This window comes from Umboniibacter marinipuniceus (genome assembly GCF_003688415.1).
Classification (GTDB): Bacteria; Pseudomonadota; Gammaproteobacteria; order Pseudomonadales; family DSM-25080; genus Umboniibacter; species Umboniibacter marinipuniceus.
Map to the genome: position 1 here is coordinate 449,445 of NZ_REFJ01000002.1, position 17,374 is coordinate 466,818.

The window sequence follows — 17,374 nt, forward strand, 5'->3', positions numbered from 1 at the left end:
CGAGTGCGTCAGCGGTTCAGTTCGCTGACGCCTCGTTTAGTTGCTAGCCGGCCTTGCAATCTTCTGCTCGTGACGCATGGCTGGTCATTGCTGCGGCGAAACGATCCAGCAATTGCATGGGTAGATCGTGCCCCATTCCCTCAATCACCATGGGCGCCACGCCTAAGGCCTTTGCCGTACGTAAACCGCCCTTCAACGGTACCAATAGATCGCAATCTCCATGGATAACCAATCCCGGCACGCTACTCTGCTGTAAGGATTTGAAGCGCGGTGGGCTAGCGATAATTGCCGCCAACTGACGCATTGTTCCGTCTGGATAGAAGCCCCTATCGTAGTTAGCGGCTAAGCGCTGACGTAATAGCTCCTCATCCGTTGGAAATGCTGGCGAACCGATCACTTGCCAAAACTTCAATGCCTGCTCAATCCGCCCTTCTCTATCCGTTGGCTGAGGTGCGATGACGGCGCGTCTAACCGCCGCCTTAGGCACGCTATATCGTCGTTCGCCAGTGGTAGACATAATGGAACACAGGGACAGCACCCGTGATGGATAGTTGATGGCAACCGTCTGAGCGATCATTCCGCCCATTGAGACGCCCGCAATATGGAATTCCTTGATGCCTAGCTCATCACAACAGCCAACCACGTCTGCAGCCATCTCCGCTAAGGTATAGGCACTAGAACCCGCCTGGAGACCAATGAGCTTTCGCATAATCATTTTGGCAACATTGGGTGAGCCGTGGTGATGCAAAACAGTTGACAGCCCACAGTCTCGATTATCGAGTAATAGTACCGAGAATCCGGCATCGATAATGGCGTCCACCAGCTCACGGTGCCAAGATAGAGATGGCAATCCAAGACCTTGGACTAGCACCATGACTGGCTTAGTTCGATCACCGATAAGTTCATGGAATAAAGTAATTTCGTTATTGCTCATACGCTCTCCTTGATGTGACTACTTTAAGGCATTGAGTTGTTGAGCTCCAGTGTTGAGAAGTGGCGAACTTTAAAAAAATGACGCACGAACGAAGGGGGATTGGGTGGTTTCACATTACTACCCGTGCCAGCTGACAGGGACTGAAGTGGTAACTGGTGAATGACTACGAAGAGTAATGAAGAGGCCCTTCGGGATAATGAAGACGCCCTTAGGAATAATGGTAGAAAGGTACCTGGAGATAGAGAATATAAAGGAGCCTGGAGCTAAAGAATACAAAGCGGTTTAGATGCGAGCGAGACGATTGGGCCTGGAGACGAAAATAGAGCAAGCAAAGGTGAAGCTCTTTATACCGAAGGTACGATTGAGATAACTGAGATAACTGAGATAATTGAGATAACTGAGATAACTGAGATAACTGAGATAACTGAGATAATTGAGATAATTGAGACGACTAGGCAAGTTGGGCGTAGCGTGCACGAATTTGACGACTGGAGCGTTCCAGTTCATCAAGACCGATACGACTCGTCTTTCCCTGGGTTATTCGGCGACTAAAGCGAATGGCCTTATAACCTGCCAGCAATTGAAAATGAGCGATCATTCGAAAACCGCTTGCCATCAATTCACGGACAGCATCACTACGCGGGCTAATCTGAAGATAAAGGTCTTGAGGAAGTGCCAAGGTTAAATTGGCATTATCTTCGAGGTTTTCACGCGCAGCACGCAAATGCGCTTCGAGGTCAACCAGTGACTCTGAGAAACACAGTACACTGCTAACCTTCTCCTGCCCGGTAGCCAACTTAACCCCTTTAGGGAGTTCATTGGCATCAATCGTTAGGCCTGTTGGTACAAAGAGTGCCCGGAAAAGGCCTCCGTCTTGTACGCGCAGCTTTTGGATCACCTCACGATTCATAACCACCCACCCAATATTGGCATTAGTTTAAGAAGATAATTTATACAACTACCTTAATAGACTCATTTCAATTGAGCGACCCGTGGCTGACGTTTTTTGGACCCAAAAATCATTTTTGTGACCGAGTAGATAGTTACTCAGTGAACGAAGCGCTTAATCCTCGACTGATTGAGTAAGAAAGAGCTCGCTAAATTCGAGGGAAATCTGCTCGCACCACTGATTAATGCGCTGACAACTCATTTCCTCCTGCTGATCCTCATCAAGCGCCAGTCCGACAAAACGCAGGCCGTCTTCCGTCAACGCCTTTGAGGCTTCAAAATCGTATCCCTCCACCGACCAATGGCCTACCATGGTGGCACCTCTAGCGATAATGACGTCGTGGAGCATACCCATCGCATCGAGGAAATAGTCACCGTAACCAAATTGATCGCCCAGCCCGAAGAGTGCCACTTCCTTCCCAGTGAAGTCGACTTCACTAACATCGTCCCAAAACTCTTCCCAGTCCGACTGAATTTGTCCGAAATCCCATGTTGGAATTCCTAAAATTATGGTCTCATAGTGCGAGAACTCGAGCTGAGACACATCGGCAATATCGAATATATCAACCACATCATCTTCAAAACGTGCGGCAATACGCGCGGCAACCGCCTCGGTATTACCTTCGTCACTGCCGAAAAACAAGCCAATCTTGGACACGAAACACCTTTAAAATAGAAATTAACTCGTCGCAATTATCTCAGACAGCCTCTATAGAGCCAAGCAAATCCTTTGGCTTCTGAGCAAATGTTAACGCAATGCTTGAATGGTAATGGCGATACTTGTGTTGTGGATTAATGCGATGCAGAGTAAAAGCAACAGCTTAAAACTTTGGCCTACAAATAAATACCATGCATTACCAACCCATAACCTCTCGCACGAATGGTATCGTGAGCAGCCGCTTCTGCTCAAGCGTAAGTGAATCGAGCCGCTCTAACACAGCGAAAATCACATTGGCATCGCGCGGGGCGCGGTGGATAATATAGGTGGCGATTTCATCACTGAGCTTCATGCCTCGGTTACTACAACGTTGCTGAAGCGCACTAGCAAGCTCTTCGTCCGTTAACTTCTCTAAGTGAAAGATCCCTCCCCAGGTTAACCGCGACTTCAAATCAGCAATCGCGGTATTTAGGTGGCGAGGCGACGCGTCTGCGGTAACCAACAATCGTCTACCGGTATCGCGAAGCCAATTGTAGATTTCAAACAACGCCGATTCGATTGTTTCGGAGCCTAAGTAATGCTGAAGGTCATCGATGATAACCAGTTCATGGGGCTGCTGCTCAATGTACGCAGCATAGGCGACAATGTCTTCTGACGAGCGCAGAAACGCCGCTGATCGGCCCTCTTTCGCGAAGGCATTGGCTGACGCTTGCGCCAAATGACTCTTCCCTACCCCTGCCGGCCCCCACAAATAAATGAGAAAGTCACCGATTGGGGTAGGTTGTTGACGAACACTCTGGACGGCAATTCCACGAGTCTGGCTAGCACCGATAAAAAAGTTATCGAGCGTGGGCTCATCATTAAGATTAACGTCCAGCGCAAGTTGCTGAGGGCGTTCATTCCACATTCATCGCAACCCACTGGTAATGTTCATCGTCAATTCGCTGTAACTTTCCGTCGCGCTGCAGTCGTTGGCGAAACTTACTGAGCTCATCAACGAGAGAGAGTTCTACTTGAAGTCCGGCAGGAGAGATGGATTGAATCCGATAGCTTTGTACCTGAAGCAGTTCATCCAGATAGCTACGCAGCGCTGTCACTGAGGGATAATCCTGAAGCCCAGCCACGGCAACCGAGAGTGCTTGTGGCTCACCACTGAGATCCACCGCTTGCTGCGCTACCAACTGACTCACAACGAGATTGCGCCCTTGATTAGCTGCGCCCTCAACATCCAAAGCGCCCAACTGCCTACGGCGAAATTCTCCAGCGCAGTCTAACGACCAACTAATACGATAGCGCGCTTGCGAATCTAGGTACGCGGCCCCGGTTAAAACGCAACTAGCGCCATACTTAGTCGCCAAGTCTACCGCCCGCTCCCGATCATGCGCCCAAATCTGTTGAGGACTAACAATGATACGATCCTCGAGATCCCAAATTGGGGTGATCATCTCTAGGTCATAGCGTATGAAAGCGTCATTCATCGAAGCCATCAACGGCTCATCATCACCTAAGTACTGCGGCGATCGGTTAGCGGTAGTGACTTGCGCTAACAGGACGAGCGTCTTTGACCGCTGATCAGGCCAATAGGCTACATTCGCTTCGACCAACGCCTGTCGCAGTTTTCGCTCCTGAAAGCGAATATCAAGCTGAGTAAACCCTTCTTCATTCGTTGAGTACGCGTAGTTGTCAACAAATTGACTACTACGAGTTAATAGCGCCGCTAAGGACTCATCCAACATGCCCGTGTTACCGGTCCGAGATCTCAGCACCTGTTCAAAGGCCTGAGTGATCGCCTCGGCTCGGACCCGCTGACTCCGATCTTCAACAATGACACTGGTATCAACCACAGCCGCTTGGCTCGTTGACATTAACCCCAGCGTTAACCCTGCCACAATAATTGCAGTTATGAATGCTTTCACAGCAAAACTTCCTTATTCATCATGCCGGTAGTTTAGCAAGCTTTAAATCAAGGCAACAGCTCGTAAACTCCCTAAAGCCCGACTTTTCTCACAGTTTATGCGGTGATTCATGTATCGCGGTAGTATTACCCAATCACTTCAATATTGCTTATCTCACGTTAAACTTTGCGCCATTAATCATATTTTGCTGCGCCTAAGTTGCGCACTTCACACGGAAATAGCTATGTCAAACAAGACCCCTTTAAGTTATCGCGATGCCGGTGTAGACATTGACGCTGGCAATCAGCTCGTCGATCGTATCAAAGCTACCTGCGCAGCCACATCTCGCCCAGAAGTACTGGGTGGTCTTGGTGGATTTGGTGGTGCCTTCGCCCTGCCCGAAGGCTACCGCAAGCCAGTATTAATCTCCGGTACCGATGGCGTCGGCACCAAGCTCCGTCTTGCCATTGATGCCAAGCGTTACGACGGTATTGGCATCGACTTAGTGGCGATGTGTGTTAATGATGTGGTAGTTGCCGGTGCAGAACCACTCTACTTCCTCGACTACTACGCTACCGCAAAGCTAGACCTTGATGTGGCTGAACAGGTGGTGAAAAGTATCGCCGAGGGCTGCATCCAAGCAGGCTGCGCACTGATTGGTGGAGAAACTGCCGAGATGCCGGGTATGTATGATGGCGATGATTTCGACCTCGCCGGTTTCACTACCGGTATCGTAGAGCGCGATGAAGTCATCGATGGTAGCCGTGTTGCCGCGGGTGATGTCATTATCGGCCTCAACTCATCAGGCCCTCACTCCAATGGCTATTCACTTATCCGCAAAGTGCTTGAACGCAGTGCTATGACGCTTGATTCTGAGTTCGATGGCGCCACCCTTGCTGACGCCTTGCTGGCGCCAACCCGTATCTACGTTAAAGCACTCCTTCAAGCGCATCGTGAGCAGCCATTTAAGGCTCTGGCTCACATTACCGGTGGTGGTCTATTAGAGAATATCCCGCGAGTTCTACCTGAAGGCACTCAAGCCGTCATCGACTGTAGCAGCTGGACGCTTCCTCCGGTGTTTGAATGGCTCCAACGTGAAGGCAACATTGAAGCTACCGAACTCTACCGCACCTTCAATTGTGGTATCGGCATGACCGTTGTGGTGGGTGCCGATGAGGCGGACAAGGCGCTAGCACTTCTCGCGGCTGCAGGTGAACCCGGTACCATTATCGGCCGAATCACCACCGATGCGGCAAGCGAAGTGGTGCTGGAGAACGTTTGATGAAACGAATCATCGTATTGGCGTCAGGTAGCGGAACTAACTTGCAGGCTATTATTGACGCCGACCAACGCAATGCGTTTGCTGGGAATGTTGTGGGCGTTATTTCTAACGTCCCAACTGCCCGCTGCTTAACGCGAGCTGAGGAGCATGGAATTAAGAGTGTTGCGATTGACCACACTCAGTTTGGATCGCGCGAAGAGTTTGAAGCGCAACTTTCCGAAGCCGTAGATGCCTTTGCGCCTGACCTCATTATTCTCGCGGGTTTTATGCGTATTTTGACGCCGGTATTCGTCGACAAATATCTTGGCAAGCTGATAAACATTCATCCGAGCCTGCTGCCCAAGTATCCCGGATTAAACACCCATCAGCGTGCGATCGACGCCGGTGATGAGTTTGCTGGCGCTACCGTCCATTACGTTACCGCTGAGCTCGACGGTGGCCCACCAATCATTCAGGGTAAAACACCCATCGACCCTGATATGACCGCCAAGAGCCTTGCGGAGCGTATTCTATTTGACGTAGAGCATCACATTTTCCCGGTGGCCGTGTCCTGGTTCTGTGATAATCGCTTGCGTTATGAGAACGGCCGCGCTTTACTCGATAATAAAGTCATCGATAATTCGGGAATTCTATGGAAAACCTCAGAACAGGTATCACAAAGCTAGCTAGACCAACCCTTCTTTTGGCCCTGCTCTGGAACGTACCTATTAGCGCTGCTGAATCAAGACAGCCCTATGAAGCGACCTATCAGGGTCGCTACTCGGGGCTTGAGATCACCGCCACGCGGAGTTTTTCTTGCGAGCATCAAGACACCGACACTAAGCTTAACAACTGCTCACTCTCTACCGTACTAGAGGCCGCACTTGGAACCATCGCGGAGGAGTCATTATTTCGAGTTGAAGATCGGAATATTGAAGCCCAGAGTTACCGCTATGACCAACGCTTCTTTCTTTCGCGGCGCAGTCGCTCTATTGATTTCAATACGCCGGGCGCGGTGATCTATGAAGACCGACATGGTGCAAAAACCATTCCAATTGAGCAACCCTACCTTGATAACCTCTCCTATCAGTATGCGCTGAGTCTAGCCGCCATTAACGGCGACGACACCGTCGAGATCCCCATCATTCGTCGTGGAAAAACGGACCTATTACGATTTGTTCGCGAGGGTTCTAGCGAGCAACAGATTAACGGGGAAACTATCTCCACCGTGCGCTTCATTCAGCGACGCGAAGACAAGGACAAAACCATTGAGGTTTGGCTTGCGCCAGCCCTGGCCGGCGTAATGACGAGCATTCGCTATACCGAGGACGATAGTAGCTATTCGCTCAACATTAGCTCGCTGAAGTTCCTGTAACGGCAAGTACGAAGACTCTGCCGTTAATTCACCTCAGCTTCACGCTTAGCTCAGTCATCTAGCAAGACAAATTCTGGCATTGAAGCCAAGGGCATCATCGCCACTTCCTCACCGCAACGGAGCGCTAGGGCTTGGTATGCTTGCTGTTCTGCTCCGCTACTAGCCATGAGATTCTCACCTGCATCAGCCGACTGCCTGATTGCTAAGGAAAGAGGCAGCTTAGCCAGCAACTTCGCGTCATAGGTGGCAGCCAGACGTTCACCGCCATCACTACCAAAGATAGCCTCCTGATGACCGCAAGCGGAACAGGTGTGAATACTCATATTTTCAACGAGACCAACGATTGGAATGTTAACTTTGGCGAACATTTCAATTGCCTTCTTGGCATCCAACAACGCGATATCCTGAGGAGTGGTGACAATTACTGCCCCCGAGACCGCCATCTTCTGAGCAACAGTTAGTTGAATATCACCAGTTCCTGGTGGCATATCAACAATAAGGTAGTCCAGATCATCCCAGAGCGTTTGTTCCAATATCTGCATCAACGCGCCGCTCGCCATAGGACCGCGCCACACCGCTGGCGTCTTCTCCGTGGTAAGATATCCAAGACTCATGGTTTGCAGACCCGCTGCGACGACCGGTTCGAAATGCTTGGACGCTTGCACCTTTGGCCGAGTCCCCTCGGCAACGCCCAACATTGTTGGGATACTAGGCCCATAGATATCAGCATCTAATACGCCAACTTTCGCGCCTTCCGCCTGCAGTGCCAGGGCCAGATTTACAGTGGTCGTTGATTTACCCACTCCGCCTTTTCCCGAAGCCACCAGAATAATATTCTTCACACCCGCTACTAACGGTCGCTCCGCTTTAATCGCCAGCTGCGGTACGCTAATTGCAAATTCAATCGTCAAATCCCGATGTTCAACGAGTTCATCAATCGCTACGGCAATTCGCTGACTTAAGCCTTCCCACTGTGATTTACATGGCCAAGGGAAACTAAAGACTAATCGGCAAGCGGTATCGCTAAGTTCGGTCTCAGAAAGCCAGTTGACTAGCGGTTGTTGATGGGTTCCAAATTGGAGTTTTGAAAGGGCCTCAGTAAGTTTTTCGCGGCTAATCATAGGGCGCTCCGTGGAGAAATTGTAGTGACTTCCGCCATAATGGCGTTGTGGAGCGAAATTTCAACCTTTAAAACCGCTAGTTTAGTTTCAAGGAGCGAGCAATTAGGCTAAAATCTCGCTTAAATTGTCCTGCCCTTTTATCGAATGGAGTTACCCGAACGCATGTCAACGTTACCTCGTAAAATCCTCGTCACGAGTGCCCTACCCTACGCCAACGGTTCGATTCACCTAGGCCACTTGGTTGAGTACATTCAAACGGACATTTGGGTACGTTTTCAGAAAATGCGCGGGAACGGCTGTACCTACGTTTGCGCTGACGATGCTCACGGCACCGCAATTATGCTTAAAGCAGAGCAACTTGGTCGTAGCGCCGAGGAACAGATTGCCGCGGTGAAAGCGGAACACGAACAGGACTTCGCTGACTTTCATATTGGCTTTGATAATTTTCATTCTACCCATTCTAATGAAAACAAAGCGCTTTCCGAGGAGATTTATCTAGCGCTTGAAGCGAACGGGCATATTACCCGTAAAACCATCACCCAAGCGTTTGACCCAGAGCGAAATATTTTTCTCGCTGATCGTTATATCAAAGGTACTTGCCCAAGCTGTAAAGCCGAAGATCAATACGGCGATAATTGTGAGAGCTGCGGCGCTACCTATTCGCCTACGGATTTAATCAATGCCGTGTCAACGCTCTCAGGTGCAACGCCCGTTGAAAAAGAGTCCGAACATTTCTTTTTTGACCTGCCTCAGTTCAGCGATTTTCTAAAACACTGGACTCGCTCTGGCACCCTGCAAACCGAAGTGGCTAACAAGCTGTCTGAATGGTTGGACAGTGGCCTTCAGGCCTGGGATATCTCTCGCGACGCACCCTATTTCGGCTTCGAAATCCCCGGAGCGCCAGGCAAGTACTTCTATGTTTGGTTGGACGCGCCAATTGGCTACATGGCAAGTTTCAAAAACCTCTGTGATCAGCGCAGTGATCTATCCTTCGATGAGTACTGGTCAGCGGACGCCACAACTGAACTCTATCACTTCATTGGCAAGGATATTGTCAACTTCCACGCTCTGTTTTGGCCAGCAATGTTGCACTCGGCTAACTACCGTTTACCCACTGGCGTTAATGTCCATGGATTCTTGACGGTGAATGGTAAAAAAATGTCTAAGTCTCGTGGGACCTTTATTAACGCTCGCAGTTACTTAAATCACATGAACCCCGAATACCTTCGCTACTACTTTGCCGCGAAGTTATCTGCTGGCGTAGATGATATTGACCTTAACCTTGAAGATTTTATGCAGCGAGTCAATTCTGACCTCGTTGGTAAGGTGGTCAACATCGCCAGTCGTACGGCCAAATTTGTCCACAAACTGGGCGCTGGAAAACTTAGCGGTGCACCCCACGATACCTCGCTCTGGGAACAATTCACCACTGCTGACAGTTCCATTGCCGCGCACTACGAAGCTCGCGAATATGGTAAGGCCATGCGGGAAATTATGGCATTAGCCGATCTCGCCAACCAATATATCGCCCAACACCAACCCTGGTCTTTAGCAAAGTCTGAAGCAACTCAGGCTGAGGCCCTAGCGGTTTGCGTCCAGTCACTCAACATGTTCGCTGCACTGTCAACTTGGTTGGCACCGGTGCTCCCAGTGACGGCGGAGAAGATAGGCGAATTCTTGCAACGCCCTAGCTGTTGGAAAACGGGGCCCGTTTGGCTCGCTGACCATGAAATTGCCACCTTCAGCCCGCTGTTAAAACGTTTAGAACAGCCGGCCATTGATGCCATGATGGATGATGCTAAGGCCGCACTCGAAGCACTCCAACCTGCACCCGAAGTTGAGACACTCGCCAGCAATGGTCAACTCGATGCTGATCCACTTGCCGAAGAAATTAGCTTTGATGATTTTGCTAAAGTCGATCTTCGCGTTGCAAAAATTGTGGCGGCTGAGTCCGTTAAAGGCGCCGATAAGCTATTACAACTTACCCTCGACCTCGGTGGTGAACAGCGTAATGTCTTCGCCGGGATCAAATCGGCCTATAACGCCGAAGTCCTGGTTGGCCGGTTGACCGTATTGGTAGCAAATTTGGCGCCGCGGAAGATGCGCTTCGGAGTCTCGGAAGGCATGGTTGCCGCCGCCGGCCCGGGTGGCGACGAAATCTACCTATTGAGCCCCGATAGCGGTGCCATCCCAGGCATGCGAATTAAGTGATCGCTAGATAGTAAATAGTTATAAGGCAATACCTTTTATATTATTGCTAGGCATAAGGCTAGGCGCTAAACTTAGCGCCATTAACCGCAGAATCTAACAGGGACTTATGGCAGACTTTTTCGTCATCTTAATTGGTGCCATCTTAGTTAACAATTTCGTACTTGTGCAGTTTTTGGGACTGTGCCCGTTTATGGGCGTGTCTAATAAGCTCGAAACTGCGATAGGCATGGGTGGCGCAACAACCTTCGTACTCACGCTTGCCGCAATCTGTTCCTATGCGGTGAACACCTGGCTACTTATTCCGCTAGAACTTGAGTACCTGCAAACCATTGCCTTCATCGTGGTTATCGCAGGTGTCGTTCAGTTTACCAAGCTGTTCGTTGAAAAGACCTCGCCATTGCTCTACCGTGTACTGGGTGTATTTCTTCCGTTAATCACCTCCAACTGTGCGGTACTAGGTGTGGCGTTACAAAACACTCAGAAGGCGCACACCTTCTTGGAGTCAACGCTATACGGCTTTGGTGCGGCGGTTGGTTTCTCCCTAGTGCTGGTACTCTTTAGTGCGATGCGTGAGAGGCTTGCCGTTGCCGACGTGCCAGCACCATTCCAAGGTGCCGCCATTGGCATGATTACCGCCGGTTTGATGTCGCTAGCCTTCATGGGCTTCGCGGGTATGGTGTAATCATGTTCGATTTACTCACCCAATCAACCATCTCAAGCTCGCTGTTTGCACTCTCTCTTCTGGCAGTATTGTTCGGGCTTGTACTGGGCTATGCCGTAGTTAAATTTAAAGTCGATGGCGACCCTATCGTGGATCAGATTGATAATTTATTGCCACAAACTCAATGCGGGCAGTGCGGATTCCCTGGTTGCAAACCCTATGCCGAGTCAATTGCTAATGGAGATGCCATTAACAAATGTCCGCCAGGTGGTCAGACAACCGTCAACCAACTAGCAGAGCTACTGGGTGTTGAAGCACCCGAGCTTGACGAGAGTCACGGAGAGGAAAAGGATAAGCGTGTAATTGCCTACATCCGAGAAGATGAATGCATTGGTTGTACTAAGTGCATACAAGCCTGTCCGGTAGATGCAATCCTCGGTGCGGCCAAACAAATGCATACTGTGATCGTAGATGAGTGCACGGGTTGTGATCTCTGCGTAGAACCTTGTCCAGTTGACTGTATCGACTTGCTAGAAATTGATGAAGATATTAATACCTGGAGTTGGAAGCAACCGGATCTTATCGCCACCGACAAACGGGGAGTCATTAGCTAATGCGAATTATTCATGATATCCCTGGCGGCGTCTTCCCGCCGGAGCAAAAGTCGCTCTCGAATCAGCAGGAGATCCAGTCACTACCCATTTTTAGCGAGTATATTATCCCGCTTAAGCAACATATAGGTGTGGCCGCAACCGTGTGCGTCGAGATTGGCGACAAGGTACTTAAAGGCCAGGTGATCGGCGTTTCCACGGGATTTATGTCAACCTCCGTTCACGCGCCAACGTCTGGCACCATTAAGGAAATTGACTACCACCCTGTTAGCCACCCCAGTGGGCTCAAGGATATCGCCGTCATACTGGAGGCGGATGGTCTCGACACCCAAATAACCACCAAGCGAAGAACAGACTGGCAGTCATTAGGAAAGCGCGAACTACTTGATATCATTCGTAGCGCGGGCATTGCTGGTTTAGGTGGCGCAAGCTTCCCTACAGCGGTCAAACTGGACGGTCAACGTCCCATCAACACGCTAATCATCAACGGTACTGAGTGTGAGCCATACATTACCGCCGATGACATGCTGATGCGCGAAAAGGCCGACGAGATTCGCACCGGCGTTGAAATACTCGCGCACCTGCTCGGCAATCCCGCGACGGTTGTCATTGGTATTGAAGACAACAAGCCTGAAGCACTTTCGCTAATGAGAATCGCCTGCGCAGGGACCAAAATTGAGGTAGCCTCTTTCCCTACGAAATACCCGTCCGGCGGCGAAAAGCAACTGATACAGATTTTAACGGGGCAAGAAGTCCCCAGCGGCGATATTCCAGCGGCGCTGGGTATTGTCATGCAAAATGTTGGTACTGCTCGGGCCATCAAACAAGCGGTCATAGACGACTTACCTCTTATTGAGCGTGTCACCACCGTCACCGGTGAAGGGATTGAGCAGCGAGGCAACTTTTTTACCCGAATTGGCACCAAGGTCGAAGATCTACTCGCTCACCTAAATTTCCGCTCCGATGACGACAAAGTCATCATGGGCGGCCCTATGATGGGCTTTGAATTACCATCGCTGAACGTGCCTGTCGTCAAAGCTACCAACTGTCTATTAATACCTGGTTACGACGCCCTCAACGCTAGCTCAGAATGTATCCGTTGTGGTCTCTGTGCCGAAGCCTGCCCCGCGCAACTTTTACCACAACAGCTGTATTGGTATAGCAAAGCGGACGATCACGATAAACTGGACGCTTATCACCTGAGCGATTGTATCGAGTGTGGCGCCTGCGCCTACGTCTGCCCAAGTAAGTTGCCATTAGTACAGCATTATCGAGCCGCTAAAGCGTCCATTAAGCACGCCGCTGAAGATCAACTCCGATCCGACCGAGCTCGCGCCCGCTTTGAATTCAGAAAGCAGCGAATGGATGCCGCGGAAGCAGAGAAAGAAGCCAAGCGTTTGGCTCGCAAGGCCGCTGCCGAGAAAGCCAAATTAGCCAAGCAACAACAGTCAGCTACGCCTTCTGTTGCCTCGTTCAAGCCCGTTAACGCAAATGCCGATAGCCCTGACCCACTCGCCGCGGCACGAGCTAAACTAAAGCAGACCAAAGCAAGTGAAGCTGATCAGCAAAGCGAGCGGCTGCACAAACAGTTGAAGAGCATTGCTCAGCGAATCGAATTTATTGATCAGCAAATTGCTGAGACCATCGCCGAACACGGCGAGGACGCTAGTCTTATTCCGCAGTTACAATCTAAGCGCGCGGCAAGCGTTCTTAAACAAACACAACTACAAACTAAGTTAGCGGACGTAAGTGGGCTTCCCCAAACCGCCAACGCCGCCGAGGCTCTGCCTACAACGAAGCAGGTCAATACCGACGGCAATAACGCAGCGCAAGGACAGAGCAATATTGAACGGGCTGAAAATGCCCTGAATGCGCTGACTGCCGCTCGCTCAAGTCGGTCGCCCCAGGAACGACAGCGTGAAGCGCTACAACGCATCGAAGACAACATCGCTCGCTCTCAGCAACAACTTAATGAAAGCGATGACGAGCTGCTCCGTGAAAAGTTGCACCGTCGCATCGAACAGTTAACCGCTAAACAGCAGGAAACACTCGCTAGCGACGCATTTTCACCGGCAGTACAATCTGTTCACAACGATAAGGCGTTAGAGGCCATTGAACGGGCCAAGCAAACCGCCGCAGCCCAAGCAAGTCTTACCCCAGCGGAAAAGCGGCAACAACAGCATGCAAGTCTTCAAGCCCGGCTAGACAAAGCCAAGGCAAGACTGAGTAAAGCTGAAGCAGAGAACAATGAACACCTCGAAGCATTCAGAAATGCCGTAACGAAAATCGAAGTTAAGCTCGCAGAATGGACCCGTGATCATGACGAAAACTAGCCCTCATCTTCAGTCGTCACTATCAACGCCTCAGCTCATGCGACTGGTTATCTTTGCCTGTATCCCGGCAACAGTGGCTATGACCATGCTTTACGGTATGGGCACACTTGTTAATCTCGCCTTGGCAACTATCGGAGCCTTATTTGCGGAGGCGGTAATCTTGGCGCTACGAGGACGCCCCTTGCGCAGTGCATTACAGGACTATTCGGCGGTACTAACAGCCGTGCTACTCGCGCTGGCTATCCCGCCCTTCGCCGCCTGGTGGCTACCATTTTTTGGAGCCATCATCGCCATTGTATTTGCCAAGCAACTCTTTGGTGGCTTGGGAATGAACCCTTTCAATCCCGCCATGGTCGCTTATGTTGTTTTACTCATTTCCTTTCCGTTGGCGATGTCTAGCTGGCCCGAGGCTCAGCAGCTCTCTTCCGCTATTCCCAATGAGGTCGCATTGGCGGCGATTTTCGGTGGTCAGTCTATTGACGGTTACACCGCCGCTACGCCACTTGATATTGTCCGAAATCTTCAGGGTCAGACCTACACTGAGGCCGTGGCAAGCAATCTCGAACTCGCCCGCGGTAAAGTCGCAGGCTATGCCAGTGAAATCATTAACGTGGCGTTTTTGATGGGCGGTCTCTACCTACTCAAACGCAAACTTTTTAGCTGGCATGCCCCAGTGGCGATGCTGATAAGCTTAGGTCTTATGGCACTAGTATTCTGGACGGGTGATGGCTCTGATAGCCGCGGCTCACCGCTGTTTCACTGGTTTAGCGGTGCCACGATGATGGGCGCATTCTTCATCATCACAGACCCTGTTAGCGGTGCAACCAGTAATCGTGGTCGGTTTATTTTTGGCGCTCTCGTCGGCGTAATGATTTATCTGATTAGAGCCTTCGGTAATTATCCCGATGGCGTAGCTTTCGCTGTCCTAATCGCCAACCTCGCGGCACCGTTTATTGACTACTACACGGTACCGCGCTCTTACGGTCGTGAGAAAGCCACATCGATTATTGCTAAGGAGTCGGATTGATGAAAACCACACGCTCCATTCTCGATGCGGTCCTCCGACTTCTTGGTTTTGGCATTGCTACTGCGTTGCTGCTGGGCGGTACCTATAGCTTCACCAAGGATAAGATTTCCACCCAGCAAGAGCTCGCAGCACAACGTTTATATAGCCAGCTCATTGATACCAACAGCTATACCAACAACTTGAACGAGACTGCTATCGATACACCGGCATTCCTCGCAACGGTAACGCATTCAGATGCGCCAGTACTCCTCGCCACTAACCACGATGAATTGGCGGCCGTACTCATTCCTACTGACGCACTCGACGGCTATTCGGGGCGAATTAAACTTTTGATAGCCATTGATAAGCACGGCAATCTCCTCGCCGTGCGTGTTTTGGCGCATAGGGAAACGCCAGGTTTAGGTGACGCAATCGAAGTGAGTAAAAGTGATTGGATCCTTGGCTTCAACAACCTTCCGTATTCTCTTGAGGACAGAGCCGGTTGGGATGTGGCGAAGTATGGCGGTGACTTCGATCAATTTACTGGTGCCACCGTGACTCCCCGAGCAGTAGTCCGTCAAGTAGAGCGAACCTTAAACGCCATTGCCGAAGAATCCACTTGGCTAAAGGAGCTACAGACTCATGAGTAAGCCTGCATTCAGCGATATTAGCCTCGATGGGCTTTGGCGTAATAACCCCGCTCTTGTTCAGCTCCTTGGGCTCTGTCCATTACTGGCCGTAACGGGCTCAGTTGTAAACGCCCTTGGGCTTGGCCTAGCCACGCTCTTTGTACTGTGTGGGTCGAATATTGCGGTGAGTCTTTTCCGCCGTCAGGCTACCGAGGCCATTCGTCTGCCTGCATTCGTTATGATCATTGCGAGTTTCACTACCTGTATCCAGCTATTAATGCAGGCCTATACCTACGAACTCTACGAGATCCTCGGCATCTTCATTCCGCTGATTGTAACCAACTGTGCGATCCTTGGCAGAGCAGACGCCTTCGCAAGTAAGCATGGTGTGGTAAGAAGTGCGGCCGATGGATTAGCGATGGGGCTGGGCTTTCTAGTTGTTTTGGTTGTGTTGGGTGGATTGAGAGAGCTCCTCGCCTACGGCACCCTCTTCCATAATATGCACCTGCTTTTGGGTAGTGTAGCGGAAAACTCAACACTTCAAGTGTTCCCAGAAAGCTATCCTGGTTTTCTTCTGGCCGCCCTCCCCCCTGGCGCCTTTATTATCACCGGCTTACTTATCGCCACTAAGAATTTCATCGATATTCGACTAAATGCGCGGAGATTGGCAAATACATCTAGCGAAAAAGGCATTAAGCGCGTTCGTACTACTGGGGTGATCAACTAAACGGGCAGTAAGCGCGTTCGTACTACTGGGGTGATCAACTAAACGGGCAGTAAGCGCGTTCGTGCTACTGCGCTAATCAGTTAATGAAGGCTGTAAGCGCCTTCCTACTGCCGGGCTCATCAGTTAATTAGGCTGTAAGCGCCTTCCTACTGCCGAGCTCATCAGTTAATTAGGCTGTAAGCGCGTTCCTACTGCCGGGCTCATCAGTTGATTAGGCTGTAAGCGCCTTCTCACTATTGGCATCAACAACAAAAAGCCCAGTAAAAACTGGGCTTTTTTAGTGATCATTAACCTAAGACTCGCTACGGTTTTGAGCTCAGCTTGCGACTAACGAATACTCAAACGCTGAAAGTCTGGCATCGCGAACATATCCCAGAGGATAACCGTTGCACCCATCGTAGCGACTACGGCAACTAAGCCGACAGCAACGATTGCCGTTGCATACATGAAACCACGATCCTCATCGATACGGAGTACCCGAGGAATACCTAAGTAAAGCAAATAGACTGTGTGCGCCGCAGCGAACGTAGCCGCTAGCAGTGCGATCCAAATGACCGGGTAGATGGCAACAACGCCGAGAATGAACAAAGGCGTTGCCGAAAATGCGGCGATCATTACGCCCTTTGAGATGATAGTCGTAGCGCCGTAGGTCTTCGACATCCAGTGAATCATGTAGCCAACGCCCACCACTGCTGCGACCAATGCGGCATAGTAAAGAACGCCAATCTGGAGCGCACTGTCTACGGTCATTAAGAAGAGATCACCACCGCGAGTAATTTGCCAACCGGTTTGTGTTACACCGTAAACAAAGGCAATGGGTGGAAGCATAGCGAGTAAGATGGCATAGGGAAGACAGCGCTTTAGAGCACCCTCATCCAAGTTAGCAATCTTATTCCAAGTAGATTCTGGGTTGGTATAAAAACCCCAAATATAAGCAAACATAAAACACCTCGACTTCTTATTTTTATATAGGTATTGCTGATGTGCATACCCAATATAAATCT

At 50.4% G+C, this 17,374-nt stretch carries 17 protein-coding genes; 10 read left to right on the forward strand and 7 right to left on the reverse strand.

Annotated features, from left to right (window positions below; all coding sequences use genetic code 11):
* Positions 1 to 43: 43 nt before the first annotated feature.
* The 5 genes from DFR27_RS05920 to DFR27_RS05940 all read right to left on the reverse strand — a co-directional run bounded on the left by DFR27_RS05920 (position 44) and on the right by DFR27_RS05940 (position 4,456).
* Positions 44 to 934: an alpha/beta hydrolase gene (locus DFR27_RS05920; RefSeq protein ID WP_121876522.1), complete on the reverse strand. Its 891-nt coding sequence runs from the start codon at positions 932 to 934 to the stop codon at positions 44 to 46.
* Positions 935 to 1,385: 451 nt separating this feature from the next.
* Positions 1,386 to 1,844, reverse strand: a complete 459-nt coding sequence (locus tag DFR27_RS05925) for a hypothetical protein (RefSeq protein ID WP_121876523.1) — start codon at positions 1,842 to 1,844, stop codon at positions 1,386 to 1,388.
* Positions 1,845 to 1,997: 153 nt separating this feature from the next.
* Entirely contained in the window at positions 1,998 to 2,540 is a 543-nt protein-coding gene (gene fldB, locus DFR27_RS05930; RefSeq protein WP_121876524.1) for a flavodoxin FldB, read from the reverse strand.
* Positions 2,541 to 2,736: 196 nt separating this feature from the next.
* Positions 2,737 to 3,447: a DnaA regulatory inactivator Hda gene (gene hda, locus DFR27_RS05935; RefSeq protein ID WP_121876525.1), complete on the reverse strand. Its 711-nt coding sequence runs from the start codon at positions 3,445 to 3,447 to the stop codon at positions 2,737 to 2,739.
* Entirely contained in the window at positions 3,437 to 4,456 is a 1,020-nt protein-coding gene (locus tag DFR27_RS05940) for a DUF2066 domain-containing protein (protein WP_121876526.1), read from the reverse strand. Before DFR27_RS05940 ends, hda begins: the two co-directional genes overlap by 11 nt.
* Before the next feature lie 223 nt (positions 4,457 to 4,679).
* Between DFR27_RS05940 and purM the strand changes: the two genes are divergently transcribed.
* From purM to DFR27_RS05955, 3 genes are read left to right on the forward strand one after another with little or no spacing between them, the layout of a single operon-like run.
* Complete coding sequence (gene purM / locus DFR27_RS05945) at positions 4,680 to 5,717, forward strand: phosphoribosylformylglycinamidine cyclo-ligase (protein ID WP_121876527.1); 1,038 nt, start codon at positions 4,680 to 4,682, stop codon at positions 5,715 to 5,717.
* A complete protein-coding gene (purN, locus tag DFR27_RS05950; RefSeq protein ID WP_121876528.1) occupies positions 5,717 to 6,382 on the forward strand; it encodes a phosphoribosylglycinamide formyltransferase in 666 nt (221 codons plus the stop codon). Before purM ends, purN begins: the two co-directional genes overlap by 1 nt.
* Positions 6,349 to 7,071: a DUF3108 domain-containing protein gene (locus tag DFR27_RS05955; RefSeq protein ID WP_121876529.1), complete on the forward strand. Its 723-nt coding sequence runs from the start codon at positions 6,349 to 6,351 to the stop codon at positions 7,069 to 7,071. Before purN ends, DFR27_RS05955 begins: the two co-directional genes overlap by 34 nt.
* Positions 7,072 to 7,121: 50 nt before the next feature.
* Here the strand turns inward: DFR27_RS05955 and apbC are convergent, their stop codons facing one another.
* Positions 7,122 to 8,192, reverse strand: coding sequence for an iron-sulfur cluster carrier protein ApbC (gene apbC, locus DFR27_RS05960; protein WP_121876530.1), 1,071 nt, complete (start codon positions 8,190 to 8,192; stop codon positions 7,122 to 7,124).
* A gap of 162 nt (positions 8,193 to 8,354) precedes the next feature.
* Between apbC and metG the strand changes: the two genes are divergently transcribed.
* The 7 genes from metG (at position 8,355) to DFR27_RS05995 (ending at position 16,370) form a co-directional block, all read left to right on the forward strand.
* The gene (gene metG, locus DFR27_RS05965; RefSeq protein ID WP_121876531.1) at positions 8,355 to 10,403 is read left to right on the forward strand and encodes a methionine--tRNA ligase; all 2,049 of its coding nucleotides are present in this window, start codon (positions 8,355 to 8,357) and stop codon (positions 10,401 to 10,403) included.
* A 106-nt stretch (positions 10,404 to 10,509) separates the two neighbouring features.
* Positions 10,510 to 11,085 (forward strand): electron transport complex subunit RsxA, encoded by a 576-nt coding sequence (rsxA, locus tag DFR27_RS05970; RefSeq protein ID WP_121876532.1) that lies wholly within the window; start codon positions 10,510 to 10,512, stop codon positions 11,083 to 11,085.
* Positions 11,086 to 11,087: 2 nt separating this feature from the next.
* On the forward strand, positions 11,088 to 11,678 hold the full coding sequence (rsxB, locus tag DFR27_RS05975) for an electron transport complex subunit RsxB (RefSeq protein ID WP_121876533.1): 591 nt from the start codon (positions 11,088 to 11,090) through the stop codon (positions 11,676 to 11,678).
* Complete coding sequence (gene rsxC, locus DFR27_RS05980; RefSeq protein WP_121876534.1) at positions 11,678 to 14,008, forward strand: electron transport complex subunit RsxC; 2,331 nt, start codon at positions 11,678 to 11,680, stop codon at positions 14,006 to 14,008. The genes rsxB and rsxC overlap by 1 nt, the downstream gene beginning before the upstream one ends.
* Complete coding sequence (locus DFR27_RS05985; protein ID WP_121876535.1) at positions 13,995 to 15,035, forward strand: RnfABCDGE type electron transport complex subunit D; 1,041 nt, start codon at positions 13,995 to 13,997, stop codon at positions 15,033 to 15,035. The genes rsxC and DFR27_RS05985 overlap by 14 nt, the downstream gene beginning before the upstream one ends.
* Complete coding sequence (gene rsxG / locus DFR27_RS05990) at positions 15,035 to 15,664, forward strand: electron transport complex subunit RsxG (protein WP_121876536.1); 630 nt, start codon at positions 15,035 to 15,037, stop codon at positions 15,662 to 15,664. The genes DFR27_RS05985 and rsxG overlap by 1 nt, the downstream gene beginning before the upstream one ends.
* Positions 15,657 to 16,370 (forward strand): electron transport complex subunit E, encoded by a 714-nt coding sequence (locus tag DFR27_RS05995; protein WP_121876537.1) that lies wholly within the window; start codon positions 15,657 to 15,659, stop codon positions 16,368 to 16,370. Before rsxG ends, DFR27_RS05995 begins: the two co-directional genes overlap by 8 nt.
* Before the next feature lie 327 nt (positions 16,371 to 16,697).
* Here DFR27_RS05995 and DFR27_RS06000 read toward each other — a convergent pair whose 3' ends face one another.
* Complete coding sequence (locus DFR27_RS06000) at positions 16,698 to 17,312, reverse strand: Yip1 family protein (protein ID WP_121876538.1); 615 nt, start codon at positions 17,310 to 17,312, stop codon at positions 16,698 to 16,700.
* Positions 17,313 to 17,374: the final 62 nt, after the last annotated feature.